This window comes from Chryseobacterium sp. AG844 (assembly GCF_003182335.1).
Classification (GTDB): domain Bacteria; phylum Bacteroidota; class Bacteroidia; order Flavobacteriales; family Weeksellaceae; genus Chryseobacterium; species Chryseobacterium cupriresistens.
Genome location: NZ_QGTV01000039.1, coordinates 1 through 16,634 on the forward strand (window position 1 = coordinate 1; position 16,634 = coordinate 16,634).

Annotated in this window: 8 protein-coding genes; 2 read left to right on the top strand and 6 right to left on the bottom strand. The window is 37.7% G+C overall.

The features are described from left to right. Positions 1-287: 287 nt before the first annotated feature. The 6 genes from DEU40_RS21875 to DEU40_RS21900 all read right to left on the bottom strand — a co-directional run bounded on the left by DEU40_RS21875 (position 288) and on the right by DEU40_RS21900 (position 11,714). Positions 288-1,001 (bottom strand): 3-ketoacyl-ACP reductase, encoded by a 714-nt coding sequence (locus DEU40_RS21875; RefSeq protein ID WP_110011813.1) that lies wholly within the window; start codon positions 999-1,001, stop codon positions 288-290. A 173-nt stretch (positions 1,002-1,174) separates the two neighbouring features. Further along, positions 1,175-2,737, bottom strand: coding sequence for a calcineurin-like phosphoesterase C-terminal domain-containing protein (locus tag DEU40_RS21880; protein WP_110011814.1), 1,563 nt, complete (start codon positions 2,735-2,737; stop codon positions 1,175-1,177). 66 nt (positions 2,738-2,803) lie between these two features. Next, entirely contained in the window at positions 2,804-4,252 is a 1,449-nt protein-coding gene (locus DEU40_RS21885) for a SusD/RagB family nutrient-binding outer membrane lipoprotein (protein ID WP_110011815.1), read from the bottom strand. Positions 4,253-4,262: 10 nt separating this feature from the next. Continuing rightward, a complete protein-coding gene (locus DEU40_RS21890; RefSeq protein WP_110011816.1) occupies positions 4,263-7,226 on the bottom strand; it encodes a SusC/RagA family TonB-linked outer membrane protein in 2,964 nt (987 codons plus the stop codon). 490 nt (positions 7,227-7,716) lie between these two features. Next, entirely contained in the window at positions 7,717-8,463 is a 747-nt protein-coding gene (locus DEU40_RS21895) for a glycerophosphodiester phosphodiesterase family protein (protein WP_110011817.1), read from the bottom strand. Between the two features lie 167 nt (positions 8,464-8,630). Beyond that, positions 8,631-11,714, bottom strand: coding sequence for a TonB-dependent receptor (locus DEU40_RS21900; RefSeq protein ID WP_110011818.1), 3,084 nt, complete (start codon positions 11,712-11,714; stop codon positions 8,631-8,633). Positions 11,715-12,038: 324 nt separating this feature from the next. Here DEU40_RS21900 and ligA point away from each other — a divergent pair, with 324 nt between their 5' ends. Both ligA and DEU40_RS21910 read left to right on the top strand, forming a co-directional pair. Then, positions 12,039-14,042, top strand: coding sequence for an NAD-dependent DNA ligase LigA (gene ligA / locus DEU40_RS21905; protein ID WP_110011819.1), 2,004 nt, complete (start codon positions 12,039-12,041; stop codon positions 14,040-14,042). 99 nt (positions 14,043-14,141) lie between these two features. After that, positions 14,142-16,544 carry a leucine-rich repeat domain-containing protein gene (locus DEU40_RS21910; RefSeq protein ID WP_110011820.1) on the top strand — a complete coding sequence of 801 codons (2,403 nt, stop codon included), beginning with the start codon at positions 14,142-14,144 and terminating at the stop codon, positions 16,542-16,544. Positions 16,545-16,634 lie beyond the last annotated feature (90 nt).

A 16,634-nucleotide genomic window follows, 5' to 3' on the forward strand; every position in this document is an offset into this window, starting at 1 on the left:
TATTTTATTTAAAAATAAAACTTTTTACCAGATAGATTTTGAAGAAAGTAGGGTAAAAATCAAAGACGTTCACCCTACGCAAGCTAACTCAAGGTCGCTTTTATAAATATAAATGTATAAAAAATATTTGGAAGTTAACACAGAATCTAAAGCCGATATCATCATATCTAATAAAAATAAGCGGGCTAAAGCCCGCTCCTATTGAATTTTATTGTTCATGAGAAGAATTCTTATTAACAGCTTTAGACTTTAAACATTAAACTCTGAACTTTAAATTTTTAAATCTCTTAAGGATTCGTAGAGAAAATAGAACCGTTTGCAATCAGCGCTCTTCTGTTCATTTTCAGGATATCTCTTACCCATTCTGCAAAATCTTCAGGCTGTAATACTTTGTCAGGATTTCCGTCTGTAAGACCGCCCTGGATGCTCATATCAGAAGCAATAGTACTTGGAGTCAGCGTAATGACACGGATATTTTGTTTTCTCCATTCTGCCATCATGGATTGAGAAAGAGATACTACGGCTGCTTTTGAAGCGGCGTATGCAGACATATTCGGTCCCCCTTTCAGCCCTGCAGTAGAAGCTACGTTCACGATATCACCTTCTCCTTTAGCTTTCATAAATGGATAAGCTGCCTTAGCTGCATAATACACCCCGAAAAGATTGGTTTTTATAACCTGCTCCCATGTTTCGGATGGCATTTCTTCGATCGATCCAAAGTCTCCGATTCCCGCATTATTGATCAGAATATCAATTCCTCCCAACTGCTCTGCTAAAGATTCTATTCCAGCTTTTACCTGAATTTCATTGTCTACAGAAAATACGGCATATGCTGAATTTACTCCTGATTTTTTGATTTCTTCAACCGTCATTTTAAGGTTTTCCTCGTTTCTTCCTGTAATGGCAACGTTTACTCCTTCATTAGCCAAAGCAAGTGCAACAGCTTTTCCTAATCCTCTTCCACCACCTGTTATGATGGCATTTTTTCCGTTTATATTCATAGTAATGATACTTTTCTTGATACAAAGTTACGAAAGAACATTTTTACGAAACAGCGAAAACATGGATTTAATAGTTTTTTAATTGTTTATCGTAAAACTCGATAAAAATTAAAACCGGCTCATAAGAACCGGTTTCAAATCTAAAAAAAGGTATAGTAAAAAAAATAAAAAGCTTAAGGAATCTGGATGGCGTTCTGAACTTCAAATTCTTCTGAAGCGGAGAATTCATTTCCATACATGTCTACAGCTTTCACCTCAACTTTGTGTTTTCCTAATGCTAATTTCTTAGGAAAATCTGCTTCCCAGATATGTTTTGACATTTCAGGATTGGAAGGTCTTCTGCCCGGAAGAATTTTCTCTGTAGAATCCCATTTGAAAACAGAAAGAGCAAAATTCGGGTCGATGGTTTCATCGTACTTCATTTCTTCCCATTTTCCACCGTCTATTCTGTATTCTACTTTGTCTTTTTTGCTTCCCATGAAGAAATTGGCCAGCACTTTGGCTGAAGTTCTTGACGAAGAAATCACTTTCGGAACATATAATTTGATCTGATAGTCTTCCGGTTTTCCGGCAGTTCTGTATTTCACTTTATACTGATTGTCTGCAAAGCTGATAAAAGAATATCCTTTTGCCGTTCCGTCTCTCATGGTTGAGGTAGGAAGTCCGGCATCATCCGGTGTTCCTGAATACCAGTCGCCGCAGGTAGTTCCAACATTATATTCGTGTAATTCTTTGATTCCGTTCCAGCCTGCTTTTTTGCCGTAGAAAATCTGCTGCTGGATATGGGTATGTGCTGATAAAAGCAATACATTCCGGAAAGGATTTAAGAAATCAAATAACTTCTGACGGTCGGCATTTCTAAAATTGTCTTCGTTGTTATGTTCCAACGGAATATGAAAAGAAATGACAATCAGCTTATTCTTATCAACCAGTTTCAGATCGTTTTCGATGAACTGAAGCTGGTCTTCACGGAAACCACCCCAGTATCCTTTGCCATCCCTCGGATCCGGATAAAGAATATCATCCAGAATGATAAAGTGCACATTACCATAGTTGAAAGCGTAATTGGCCGGACCAAAGTTCGATTCAAATGTTTCATCGGAAAGCTTGTCTTCTTTTGCATCATAATTCATATCATGATTTCCCATCACATTATACCAAGGCAGTCCAACTTCTTTCATAACGTCTGCATAAGGTTTCTGCAGGCTTAGATTATCACCTACCAAATCTCCCAGACTGATTCCCAGTACTGCATTTTTCTTAGTATTTTTCACTTCGTTTACGATTCCTCTTTTGAAGTAGTCCAGTTCTTTTTCTGTGTAAGGCTGCGGATCACCGAAAACAAGGATGTCAAAATTTTTGTTCTCGTTTTGCTTATAAAGCGGGAAGTTCAGTTCTTTGGGAAGGTCTCCTGTGGGCGCAACTCCTTTGTATTTAAAATCTGCAGGGGATCCATTGGGTTTATGATGATAATAAAACTGTGGAAGATTGTTTGTATTTAAAGCTGTCTGATACCCTGAAGGTTTGATGACAAAAATACTCTGATCTTCCTGAACCGGAAGACTGTATCTACCGTTTTTATCCGTAAGAACTACCTGAACCCCATTAGAAACGGCTATTCCTTCAATTCCTTTTTCGCGGTTTTCTTTCTTTTGATTTTTGTTACTGTCTTCGAATACATATCCGGCAACAGAAGCCTGCGAGAAAGCCATTGCTGAAACCAGCATACAAGGCATTATAAATTTTATATTGATACTCATAATTTTTTAAATCTTTAAATTATTTTAATCTTTAAATCACAATTATTTATTCCACCACATTTTCACATTGATATTGTCTCCACCCATGGATTGTACGGCTGCATTATAGTTATCCGCATTCATTACTTTTGTAGCGGTAGGATACATAAATCTCACAGGCATCTGTCCGCCGTTCTGAAGTCCGCCGTTATTTGGAAGTACCGGAAGTTTCGTACGTCTGTACTCATACCATTGCTGATGATCAACAAAAAACAGGGAAATGTATTTCTGAAGCATAATTTTTTCCAGAGAACCGTCATACGCCACTTTAGGATTACTGAAGTAATTGGCAGGAACTGTTGCTCCCCACTGTTCTATTATAGATTTCACCCCGGTTTCGTAATAGGTCTGCTGATTTCCTGCGATGATCCCTTTATTGACTAATTCTGCCAGGATAAACTGTACTTCAGAATAGGTCATGATTAAAATCTTTAAAGGGGCTTTCGCCAGGTTCTGGTTCAGGTTGGAAGGCTGATAGTTGAAAGATGTTCCCAAAGCATATCCTGATGGAGCTCCTTTATAACCAAGATCTTCTCCTGATGTTGCTTTAGCTTTCGTAAAAAACATGCTCATCCTTGGATCATTGTTATCTTTCATGGCATTCACAAAGAATTCACCTGCTGCCCTGTACGCTGTAAAATCCTGTGGACGGGCGATCGGTGGTAAGTAAGGAGATATTCCGGAAAGTGGCAGCACTGCGCTGTCTGTATTGTTCTGGAAAATTGGGTATTGTGCCGGATTGTTGATAATTTCCTGAATTCTTTCATACACATTCACTTCTCCGTTCCGGCTTAGAATTCTGGTCAGTAATCTTAATGAAAGAGAGTTACAGAATTTTTTCCATCCTAAAATTCCGGTCTGACTATTTGTATTGGCGTTATAAAACAGATCTGTTTCCGTTAATGCCTGATTGGTATTGAATAACGTGTTGGCTGTTTTCAGGTCATTTAACAGCTGGATATAGACATCTTTCTGCTTATCATATTTTGGTTTTAAAATATTTTCTTCAACTCTTAATGCTTCAGATAAAGGGATATCCCCAAAAGCATCAGTAAGATTGGAAGCAATCCATGCGTTCAGGACCATTGAAATCGCCAGATAATTATTATTCTGTTCTTTTGTTGCATATTTTCTAAGATCGCTTACCTGCTTAAGCCATCTGTAAGAAGTATTCCAGTATCCGTTACCACTTTTTTCATCCATATAATATCTGCTGTAGGAATTTCCTTCATTGGGAAAATCTAAAGCGATCTGCATGATATCAAAGGTGAAATCATCTGCCCTGTTATAGCCATAACTACCCATTTCATACTGTATCGGAGCGAGAAGACTGCCAACTGAAGGGTCTTTAACTTTACTGGTATCTGTATTCATTTCATCAAAGGTTCTGTCACAGGATTGAAGCATGAAAACAGAAACTGCCAATGTCAGATGTATGATTATTTTTTTCATTTTTAAAATTTTAGAATTTAAGATTTAACTGAAAACCAACTGTTCTCGCTGTCGGAAGCTGTCCCATTTCCACTCCCGGAGTGATGGTTGCATTGTCCAGTGTAGCCACTTCAGGGTCAAACATCGGAAATTTGGTCCACATCCATAAGTTCTTTCCGAATATGGCAATCGTAAGATCATCCAGACCTATAGATTTTATGGTTTCTTTAGGGAAGGAATAAGCAATTCTTGCGTCTCTCAGCTTAATAAAGTCTGTACTGAAACTGTTGGTTTCCACATTGGCTCTTCTGTAGTAATCTCCGTAATAAGAAGATACCAGAACTCCTTTTGTGTTGGTACTGTAAGTTCCGTCAGGATTCTGAACAACCCCTTCTCCTACAATCATTCCGCCAGGATTATCTCTTCCCGGAAGAGTAGATTTAAGCTTACCTTGTTCAGACATTTTATGATGTGACTGAGAATATGCAATACCACCATACTGACCGTCAAATGAGAAACTGATCGTAAAGTTTTTGATTTTGAAATCATTCTGAAGACCGGCCCTCCATTTAGGGAATGCATTTCCAACTTTTTCAATATCTGCGGGTCTCGCAGGAAGCCCGTTGTCTCCGTAAATTACTTTTCCTTCCGGGTTTCTTAATAATTTAAATCCATACATATCTCCCAGCGAACCTCCTACTTCCATTTTATAGAATACTACATCTCCTACGTTGGAAACAATGCCATCAAAGCCTTCAGGAAGGGTCATTACCCTGTTTTCGTTGGTAGACCAGTTTCCACCTACTTTCCATGAGAAATCTTTGCCTTTTACAGCTAAGATATCGGCAGAAAGTTCAAGACCTCTGTTTCGGATTTTTCCCGCATTAATGATCCTTTTGGAATATCCTGCTTCGGTGGGTAACGATACAGGGATAATCTGGTTTTCACTGAAATTCTGATAGGCAGTAAGATTCAGGTTCAATCTGTTTTTGAAAAGGCTGAAATCCATACCGGCTTCTATATTGGTATTTTTCTCAGGTTTAAGGGTAGGATTATTAAAAGTGGTAGGTGCTACTACACTTCCTGTAATATTGCTTGCTGTATAATAATTGTCCAAAAGATAAGGATCACTGTCTATCCCTACTTTTGCCCATGAAGCTCTCAGTTTCCACAAGTTCAGATTATTGCTTTTCAGATTAAAAATATCTGATAAAATGAAACTGGTACTCACCGAAGGATAAAAGAATGATCTGTTTTGCTTCGGAAGCGTAGAGCTCCAGTCGTTTCTTCCGGTAACGTCCACAAATACTTTATTGTCATATCCAAGGGTAAGCAAACCGTAAACACTGTCTACATGTTTATCTCTTGGTGCCGGATATTTAACCGGAATAGAAAGTGCATTGGTAAGGCTGTATTCTCCTGCTGTTTTCAGTCCGATGGCCTGATAATCATTCAGTAGATATTCATTATAGCGGATACTTCCTCCTGCTGAAGCTGAAATACTGAATTTATTCCAGTCTGCTTTATAAGAGAACAAAAGGTCGTTATTATATTCCTGGTTTTTGATAAACTGCTCTCTGTAGAAACCTTTCAGGTAATTGGCAGAACTCCATGGTCTTTTGGTCGTTCTTTTTTCATTCAGGATTTCAATCCCTGACCTCAGCATTATACTGAAATTTTTATTAAACTGATAATCTGCCGTAATATTTCCTGTAATCGTCTTCTTTCTGACTCCATTCAGCATTTCGTAAGCAATCATATAAGGATTGTCTATGTAAGAACTGAACGGATGGATCTGATCAACCTGTTCCTGCCCTGGCTTCCAGATCGGCTTATACCACTCCAGATCTACATTGGGATTCTGGAAGATCATGAAATAGGAAATCGACTGATTGTTGTATCCCGTCGCAGGAAGGTTGTCACTGGTAGTAGTGTTATAAGCAAATTTTGTTGATATTTTTAATTTTTGGGTAAGCTGATGGGCAAATGACAACGCAAAATTGAATCTGTCGAAGCCTGTATTCGGCATCATCCACTCGTTATTAAGGTAAGTAAGTGAAGATCTGAAGCTGGTTTTCTCATTGGAGCTTTCTACCGAGATACTGTTCGAGTAAGTAGAACCTGTTCTCCAGAAACCTTTAATATTATTTTCATAAGGTCTCCACAATTGTCTTTCCTTGCTCTGCCCCATTACGTTAGGATCGTATTGGAAATAATATTGTCCGGCGAATTTTGGTCCGAAAGCACTACTGGTTCCTCCTGTACTTGGTCCATCAGGAGAAAGGCCATAAGAATAGTAAAAGTTTCCTGCTGTATTGGTGGCCAGTGTTCCCTGCCCGTATTCGTATTGCCAGTCCGGCCATTTCAATACGGAATCAAAGCTTGAGGAAGAATTGAAAGTTACTCTTAGTTTTCCGTTTTTTGTTTTGCCGGATTTTGTGGTGATCATTAGGGCACCATTGGCAGCACGGGAACCATATAATGCGGCTGCAGAAGCTCCTTTCAATACCGTTACGGATTCAATATCATCCGGATTGATGCTGTTCAATCCATTTCCAAGATCGATGGGAACATCACCTCCGGAACCAGCTCCATAGGCTGCTGTACCGGAACCTGTGGTGGAATTTCCCAATGGCACTCCATCCACTACAATAAGAGCATAGTTGTGATCCATCATAATGGATTTTTCCCCTCTCAAAGTAATTCTGGAAGTTCCCAACGGTCCTGCTCCGGCGGTCTGGATTTTAAGGCCTGCCACCTTCCCTTCCATGGATTGCGCCCAGTTGTTGTTCTGGGTTTCTTCAAATGTTTTGGCATCTACTTTTTCGGCAACATACCCTAAAGCTCTGTCGTGCCTCTTGATTCCCAAAGCAGTTACAACTACTTCATCAATTCCTTTAATGGTGTCCTTTTTAGCTTTCTGCTGAGCTGCCAGATTGACGCTGACGAATCCTAACAGCGACAAAACCAACAGTTTTTGTGTCTCTTTACGCATTTCCTTTTTGTTTGCGCAAAATTAGAACGACATTACAAGGAACGTCTTAACACACTTTTAACGTTTCTTAAAAATTTATTAAACCATTTGTTAATCCAATCTTAATAACATTAGACAAATAGCTAATTAACAAACAATTAAGCAATTAAGTATTTTTAATATAGTTTACAGACATCATTTATGTATCTTTATTGTCTGGTTTTGAGATAATAATATACATAATACTTAAATAACTGAATTACAATATATTAAAATCAAATTTAATCTCTTATTGCTTTCATTTATTATTAAAAAAGGCTTTAGCTGCTAAAAATAAACAGTCTGCCAATTATCAATAGGCAGACTGTGTAAATTATTGGTTATCTGTTGAGATGGTTAAAAAATTTCGTTAAACCACCCCGTCAAAAATTCTTTGAATTTTTGCCACCCCTCCGGAGGAGGGGAATGTTTTGTTCTTCAGTTGTTATATTTCTGAAGATTTTAAATCTGTTTATTTATTCTTCAACTGATCAGGAATATTGGTTGTTACGAATCCTATCCCTTGTTTTTTCAATTCTTCGTAAACAGCAACGTCATTTACGGTCCATGAATTGGTAATTAACCCTAATGCTTTTGCATCAGCAATCCATGTTGGGTTTTTCTGGAAAACACTGTAGTGATAATCCATACCGTCTAATCCTTCTTTTTTGATCTGCTCAGGAGACAGTTCACCATTCAGATACTGAACTTTAAAAGACGGAGCCAGTTTTTTGATCTCTTTGCAGATATTAAGGCTGAAAGAAATAAACTCACTTTGAGATTCCAGCTTCATATCTTTAATCATTTTGATCGTTCTCTCTGTGATTTCATTTTCTATTTCCGGAGTTTTCGCTGGCTTGATCTCAACGATCAGCTTCAGAGATTTGTCTTTTTTTCCCTGTTTTAAATAATCTTTTAAGGTCGGGAATTTTTCTCCGTTGGATAATTTCAAGGCTTCCAGTTCTTTGAAAGGAGTTTCTGAAATTTCCATTTTACCATGGTGTTCATCATGATTGATCACCAATACACCATCTTTTGTCATTCTTACATCAAATTCAGACCCATATATTTTTAATTTCTGGGCATTTTCCAATGATTGAATTGAATTCTCTGTTGTTGGAGGCTGAGCCTGGAAATATCCTCTATGGGCAATAATCTGGGTTTGTGCTTTCATCATAACTGTACTTAAAACTGCTAACCCTAAGATAAAATTTTTCATAATATAATTTTAAATTATTAAAATAAAGTCGTGAAACTTCCTGATAAAGGTAGTTATTACAAAATAAAAACCAAAAGACATAAAAGATTTACTGATTAAAGCTAAGTGAGATTTACCATAGCCGGCTCAATTTCTTTTATGTCTTCAGTGGTTAAGAAAGGTAAAAGTTAGAAACTGTATTTCGCACCGATCTGGATCTGGTAAGGATTTCCTGTCAGAGGAACCAAACCGCCTCCACTTACGTTTTTGGTGTATTCGTACTGCATCGTATCTTTATTAAACTTCGTCACTTTATACAGAGAAGTATTTCCGTATGATTTGTTTACCCCCCATTCTTTGTTCAGAAGGTTGGCTACGTTGAAAATATCTACGGAAAGTTCGAAAGCTCCCACTTTGTCGAATTTAATTTTCTTGGCAACACGTACGTCCCAAACACCGTAGAAACCGTTTTTACCACCATTACGTTCTGCAATTTTTCCGTTGTATTCAGTGATATAATCTTTCAGAGCCTGTCCTACCTGTGGATCATCCAAAATAGATTGGGTAAGATTCGGGAAGATAAAAGCAAGGTCGTTGGAATCTACGAAGTCTCCGTTGATATTTCCCCCTGTTGTTGCAGAGAAACGGGTTCCCCCAATCCCTGAATACCTGATTCCCAATGTGAAGCCGGCAATGGTAGGAGAGTTTCCGTAGATCACAACTTTATTTCTGAACTGGTTGTCAGAATAGGTCATTCTCAAATCTCTAGGATCACTCTGAATCATCGTAGACAATGTTGCAGAGTTGGCTACGTTTCCGTTGTAAGAAGTATTGTCTTTAATATCAGACCATGTATAACTTGCGGTGATTTCTCCATCTTTCCAGTAGCGGTAACTTGTATCGATTACAAATGAGAACTGATTTACTTTACCATCGCTTACCAATTCCAGTACTCTTCCGAAATTATTATTGATTCTTCCCTGTTTCCAGTCGAAACTTACACTGTTATTAGCATTATTGGTAATAGCCCCTGTAGGAATAAATACTCCTCTTCCGCCTTCATTAGCCAGTGTAAAGAAAGGATTGGCCACCATGTTTCTGTCGTAATAATAGTAATTGTTTCTACCTAAAGCCATGTATCCTGCAATTCCTGCTCTGAACCTTTCATTGAAGAAGTGGGTATAAGAAATATTGGCTTTATAAACGATCGGGATCTTTGCATCCTTACCGGTATAGTTGATCGTTGGAATCTGCTTCTGAGAAAGTGACGGAACCGTATTGTAATCATCTCTATAGCTGTTGAAATCCGGGAACGGAACATCTTTACCGGTTACATCCACAGTAGCCAGATGTTTTCCATCAAATACAAGGTTGTTGATGATCATATAATTGTTGATATCGGAAGAGAAAATTCCGGCACCGAACTTCAGGAAGTCTTTATTTCCTTCATTGATGTTCCAGTCAAACTGGAATCTTGGCTGGATGACAAATGATTTGATCTGGTTATCCGTTCTGATTCCCATTTCATCAAACAGTTTCTGGTTGAATTCTGCTTTCGGGTAACCACCGTAATCTAATCTCAAACCAGCCATCAAATCAAGCCCTTTAGCTACTTTGGTCTGGAATTGCCCATAGAGACCGATGTTCCAGATATTTGATCTGACAGACGGATCGGCCACCAAAGGAACTTCTCTATAGAATCTGTAAGGTGTCATGGTCTCAAAATTGCTCATTCCCTGGAAATGGAATCTTCCGTTCACCTCACTTCCGTATACCGATTTTGCTGTTGTATACATAAGGTCAGCCCCAAACGTATATTTTACCTTATCTGTATTATAGTATAGGTTATCTACGATCTGGAACACATTATTTCTGAAGCTTTCCTGAGCAAAGCGGTGTCCGCCGATCTGAATATTCGTAGATCCCGCACTGGAAGATACTCCTTCAACAATAGCTCTTGGTACAGGTTTTCCTAATTGATTGTTCTGGTAACTGTCCTGAAAAGTATAAAGATACTGCGCCTTTAATTCGTTGGTTAAGTTAGGTCTCAGATTTGATCTTAAAGTTAACAATAAACTGTTATCAAGGTTTTTATCATTCCCGTACGATTCAAAGAAGTTGATATTGGTATTGTCACCCAATCCGTTTTTGTTAAGATCGTAAGTAAAGTTATTTCTAAGCGTTAATAAATGCTTTTCATTAATCTGCCAGTCTAGACGTAAGAAACCGGCATCAGAGTTTCTCACTTTATCAAAAGTTCCGAACTGGGGGCTGCTTCCTACTCCATATTTTGCTCTTGCAATATCCAGGAACTGATTAAGCGTCTGCGTAGTTGTGTTGAATCTCTTCTCATCATCCGGAGATTTGATATCAGCAATCACTAAAGGTCTTGAATCCAGCTGATGATCCCATGCTACGAAGAAGTGTAATTTATTTTTAATGATCGGACCTCCCAATGAAAATCCGAACTGGGAAGTGGAGAAGTCATTATTTCTTTTGTTTCCTCTGATGTCATAGGGACTGGAAAGCCAGTTTGTTCTTAAATATTCCCAGGCACTTCCGGAAAATTTATTGGTTCCTGATTTGGTAACAGCACTTACTGTTCCTCCTCCACTTCTTCCCAATGTAACATCATATTGGTTGGTAGTGATTTTGAATTCACGGACCGCTTCAATGGAGATGGAGAATGGTGCACCGCTTCGGCTGGTGGTTGATCCTGCGGAAGTAGGATTTTTTGCTGTCATCCCGTCAATCGTAAAGTTAGTGGAAGATCCAAGCTGACCGGAAAGGTTTCCTCCTTTTCCACTTAACGGAGATAGTTCCGTAAGATTGGTGAAGTTTCGTCCGTTCACCGGAAGCATGCTGATGTTTTTCGCAGAAATTGCGGTAGCTGCTCCCAGGTTTCCGATCTTGTTTTTAAGGTTTCCTGTAATTTTTACTTCCTCAATAGTCTTTTCGTTCCCCAGATCCATATTCACGGTCACCTGATCTCCGAAGTTGACATTATAGCCTTCTTTTTTATCGTCATTCACAATGACCGTGTAAGGCCCTCCAAGAGGAATTTCCTTAAAAATATATTCCCCTTTTGAGTTGGTTTCCGTTTCCGTTCTGAATCCTGTAGACTCATTCACGATCGTTACTTTCACTTTTTCCTGAGCCGTACTTCCCGGTCCGGTAACTTTCCCTACAATAGAAGCCTGCGTGGTCTGTGCATAAGCCATTGTCCCAAGCCCTAAAAACAATAATCCCAGTACAATCTTTACTTTTTTCATTTCTTCCGAAGATCTATATTATTAACTTTTTGATGTTAGCCCGGAAACCTCTTTGATTTTCATGATGATAGATCATTATGAGGTTTCTTTCAATCTGATGTGCAAAGGTATTTTGACTTTAAGAGCGGGGTGTTTAAGAAAGTTTTAACATTCTTTTAATTAAATCAGAACTTTATGTTAAATTACTTTAAACACGTGTTTTATTTTCTGTAAAACCAGTAGGTTAAGACATATTAAGCATTTTTAATTTTCCTGTACTATTTTATTCTGTTATTTTTTAAATGCAATTACTTTAGTTATTTTTGCTCAAAAGATAGAAACCCAATGTCTGAAAACATTCAACAAAAGATAGAACAGCTCCGCAAAGAGCTTCACCAACATAACGAAAACTACTACCAACTGGATACTCCCACCATTACAGATTATGAATTTGATATGCTTCTGGAGGAGCTACAGGATCTGGAAGCCAGGTATCCCGAATTCTATGATGAAAATTCTCCCACAGTACGTGTGGGTGGTGGTGTTACCAAGGTTTTCCCCACGATTCAGCATAAGTTCAGGATGTATTCTCTGGACAATTCCTATGATTTTGACGATCTGGAAGACTGGGAGAAACGAATCATCAAAACCATTGAAGATCCTGTAGAATTCGTTGCTGAGCTGAAGTATGACGGAGCATCCATTTCTATTCTTTATGAAAACGGAAAATTGTCACAGGCAGTTACCCGTGGTGACGGTTTCCAGGGTGATGAGATTACCCCGAATGTACGTACCATTTCAGATATTCCTCTGACTTTAAAAGGGGATTTCCCTGCTCATTTTTTTATGCGTGGTGAAATTTATCTGACCAGAAAAAACTTTGACAAAATCAATAAACTTCGTGAGGAAGAAGGTCTTGATCCCTTCATGAATCCAAGAAATACGGCCAGCGGAAGTCTGAAAATGCAAGACAGTGCTGAGGTAAGAAAGCGTGGACTTTCTTCCGTATTATACCAGTTTATTTCTGATGAAGTTCCTGCGGAAACCCACTGGGAACTGCTTCAGAAAGCTCAGAGCTGGGGCTTCAAAACCTCCCAGCAGGCCAAATTATGTAAAACAATGGCTGAGGTACAGGAATTTATTACTTTCTGGGACACAGAACGTCATAATCTTCCTTTTGAAATTGATGGTATTGTTTTAAAGGTGAATTCACTACAGCAGCAGAGACAACTTGGCTATACGGCCAAATCTCCGCGTTGGGCTATGGCTTATAAATTTAAAGCAGAAAAAGTAGAAACAGAACTTCAAAGTGTCTCTTATCAGGTGGGAAGAACCGGAGCTATTACTCCTGTTGCCAACCTTAAACCTGTTTTACTCGCAGGAACCATTGTGAAAAGAGCTTCTCTGCACAATGAAGATATCATCAAAAAGCTGGATCTTCATGAACATGATTTCGTGTACGTAGAAAAAGGAGGTGAAATTATTCCGAAAATCGTAGGGGTAAACACAGATAAAAGAACGGAAGAAAGCAAAGAAATTGAATACATCAAACATTGTCCTGAATGTGGTACCGAGCTGGTAAAAATTGAGGATCAGGCGATTCATTTCTGTCCGAACGAGCTTCACTGCCCGCCACAGGTCGTGGGAAGAATGATCCATTACGTTTCCAGAAAAGCTTTGAATATTGATAATCTTGGAAGTGAAACTATTGAACAGCTGTACAGAGAAAGACTGATTGAAAATCCTGCTGACTTCTATACTTTAACAAAAGAACAGCTCCTTCCGTTGGAAAGAATGGCTGAAAAATCTGCCCAGAATATCATCACAGGAATTGAAAAATCCAAAGAGATTCCTTTTGAAAAAGTTTTATACGGAATCGGGATCAAACACGTGGGGGAAACAGTTGCCAAGAAACTGGTAAAAAACTTCCCGACGATTGAAGAACTGAAAAATGCTACGGTAGAAGAGCTTTGCCAGGTAGAAGACATCGGAGCTAAAATTGCAGTAAGCATTGTCGATTTCTTCCAGAATTCTGAAAACGTATTGATGATCGAACGATTGAAATCTTACGGAGTACAGCTTGAAAAAGGAGAAAGTACCAATGAGGTTCTATCCAATGTTCTGGAAGGAAAAACTTTCCTGTTCACCGGAAAATTGTCATTATTCACCAGAGAATCTGCTGAGGAAATGGTAGAAAAGCATGGCGGGAAAAATATTTCTGCGGTTTCAAAAAACCTCAACTATCTTGTAGTAGGTGAAAAAGCAGGAAGCAAGCTGAAAAAAGCTCAGGATATCGGAACTATCCATATTCTGGATGAGCAGCAGTTTCTGGATCTGATTGAAAAATAATAAATATTTTTAATAATTATTTACTAAACCATTAAGATATTCCTCTTAATGGTTTATTTTTGCTTTACAATTACAAAAATAACTATAAACTAATAATACATGAAAAAAATCTACCTCATCGTTTCTATGATGCTTTTTGCGGTATTTCAAGCGCAAAATGTGAATATCCCGGACGCAGCTTTTAAGAATTTCTTGTTAACAGCTAATTACAGTAATGGCTATGCAAAAGATCAATATGGAAGCAATATTCCCGTTGACACTAATAACGATGGCATCATACAACAAAGTGAAGCCAATAATGTTGTAAAGCTGTCTGATCTTTATTATGGAAACAGAGTAAATATTCAATCCATCGAAGGGATTAAAAGCTTTACTAATTTAACAGAGTTGTATCTATTCGGAACTTCTGTTTCTACTGTTGACGTAAGTACTATGACTAACCTCATCGCTTTAACAGTAAACTATAATTCACAATTAACTTCTCTGAATATTGCAGGTTGTACATCTTTAGCAACGATGTCTTCCGAGCATAATAATATTACGAATTATAACTTACAAAGCAATTCATTGAAAAGTCTGCTTATTAACAATCTGAATTCTACGCAACCTATAAATGCCATTAATCTTAGCCTTTGCCCTAATTTGAAATCTTTGGAGATCAATAAGACTAATATTCAATCTTTGGATTTTAGTAATATGAGTGCTTTGGAATGGCTTCAAATAAGAAACAGCTCTTCAACCAATAATATAAATTTGACCGGTTGTACGAATTTGAATAATCTGGGAATTTATAACTGTAGCGCTTTAACAACACTTCAGTTACATAATCTACAAAACCTAGATACTGTATATCTTTCACAAAGCCCGATCTCCACATTATCTCTGGTCGGTACAACGAACATAGAGTCTCTTGGGTTACAATCTACAGGTCTGACAGCTATAGATCTTTCCATTTTTCCAGCTTTAAGACAGTTTAGTACTTTAAATAATAATCTTACAACACTGGATTTAAGTATGAATCCTTTATTGGAAAACATCACGATCTATGACAATGCACTTCTGAAAAATATTAATCTGAAAAGCGGAGGAACTATACTGAATGTCACATCCTGGTTTCATATTAATAATAACAATCCTAATCTTAAATATATTTGCTGTGATGATGGAGATTTCGCAGCGATCAGTAATTATTTATCTACGCATTCTCTCAATACTATTAATTTAAATTCTTATTGTTCATTTACACCGGGTGGTACTTATTATAAAGTTACCGGAAATACAAGATATGATATTAACAACAATGGCTGTGATATCAATGATGCTAACAAACCTTTCCAAAAATTTTCGATTACAAGCGGTTCTGTTTCCGGAAATATGATTGCTGATTCATCAGGAAATTATTCTATTCCTTTACAAACAGGTGCTCATACAATTACGCCAATTTCAGAAAATCCAGCCTATTGGACCATATCTCCAAGTACTTTAACAGTAAACTTTCCGGCACAAACAAGCCCTTTGAATCAAAATTTCTGCTTAACAGCGAACGGAACTCATAATGATCTTGAAGTCCTGATTATTCCTGTAACAGCTGCTATTCCAGGATTTGATACCAAATACAAAATTGTTTACAAAAACAAAGGAACTGTGGCCCAATCAGGAAATATTGTTTTCAATTTCAACGACAATCTGATGAATTACATGAATGCAACAGTTGCTCCGGATACACAATCTACTGGTATTTTAACATGGAATTTCAACAATCTTCTTCCTCTTGAAACCAGAGAAGTCACCGTAACACTGAAATTAAATACCCCAATACAGACTCCATCGTTAAACAGCGGTGACATTCTGCATTACACAGCACAAATCAATGGAGCTACTGATGAAACACCAGTTGACAATAATTTCACGTTGAACCAATCGGTAGTCAATTCTTTTGACCCGAATGATAAGACTTGTCTGGAAGGAACTACTATTACGCAAACCCAGGTTGGAGATTATGTGCATTATCTGATCAGGTTTGAAAATACAGGTACCGCAAATGCACAGAATATTGTGGTAAAGGATGTTATTGATACTTCTAAATTTGACATATCAAGTTTAGTTGCGTTGAACGGAAGTCACAATTTTGCAACAAGAATTACCAATCCGAATACAGTAGAATTCATCTTTGAAAATATCCAACTGCCTTTTGATGATGCAAATAATGACGGATATGTTTCATTCAAAATTAAAACCAAGTCTACCTTAAATCTTGGTAATAGCTTCAGCAATACAGCCAATATTTACTTCGATTACAATGCTCCGATTATTACCAATACTTATACAACAAGCGTTCAAAATGTATTAGCAACAGCAGAAACTGATAAAGAAAACAATGTTATTTCCATATATCCGAATCCGGTAAGAGATATTTTAAATATTCAATCTAAAAATGAAATTATAAAAGCTGAAATCTATGATGCAGCCGGAAGAATTATCAGTTCAACAAATGTAAGGTAGTGTCTCACTAACTGTGTAAGTTAAAAAGTTATTCTGGAAAATTTTGAGCCCTCATAGCTCAAAAAATTTTACGGAAATAACTTTTTATTA

Bases quoted from the DNA above. Each gene is read 5' to 3' on its own strand.
- DEU40_RS21875 (WP_110011813.1), bottom strand. From the start codon at position 1,001: ATGAATATAAACGGAAAAAATGCCATCATAACAGGTGGTGGAAGAGGA.
- DEU40_RS21880 (WP_110011814.1), bottom strand. From the start codon at position 2,737: ATGCCTTGTATGCTGGTTTCAGCAATGGCTTTCTCGCAGGCTTCTGTT.
- DEU40_RS21885 (WP_110011815.1), bottom strand. From the start codon at position 4,252: ATGAAAAAAATAATCATACATCTGACATTGGCAGTTTCTGTTTTCATG.
- DEU40_RS21890 (WP_110011816.1), bottom strand. From the start codon at position 7,226: ATGCGTAAAGAGACACAAAAACTGTTGGTTTTGTCGCTGTTAGGATTC.
- DEU40_RS21895 (WP_110011817.1), bottom strand. From the start codon at position 8,463: ATGAAAAATTTTATCTTAGGGTTAGCAGTTTTAAGTACAGTTATGATG.
- DEU40_RS21900 (WP_110011818.1), bottom strand. From the start codon at position 11,714: ATGAAAAAAGTAAAGATTGTACTGGGATTATTGTTTTTAGGGCTTGGG.
- ligA (WP_110011819.1), top strand. From the start codon at position 12,039: ATGTCTGAAAACATTCAACAAAAGATAGAACAGCTCCGCAAAGAGCTT.
- DEU40_RS21910 (WP_110011820.1), top strand. From the start codon at position 14,142: ATGAAAAAAATCTACCTCATCGTTTCTATGATGCTTTTTGCGGTATTT.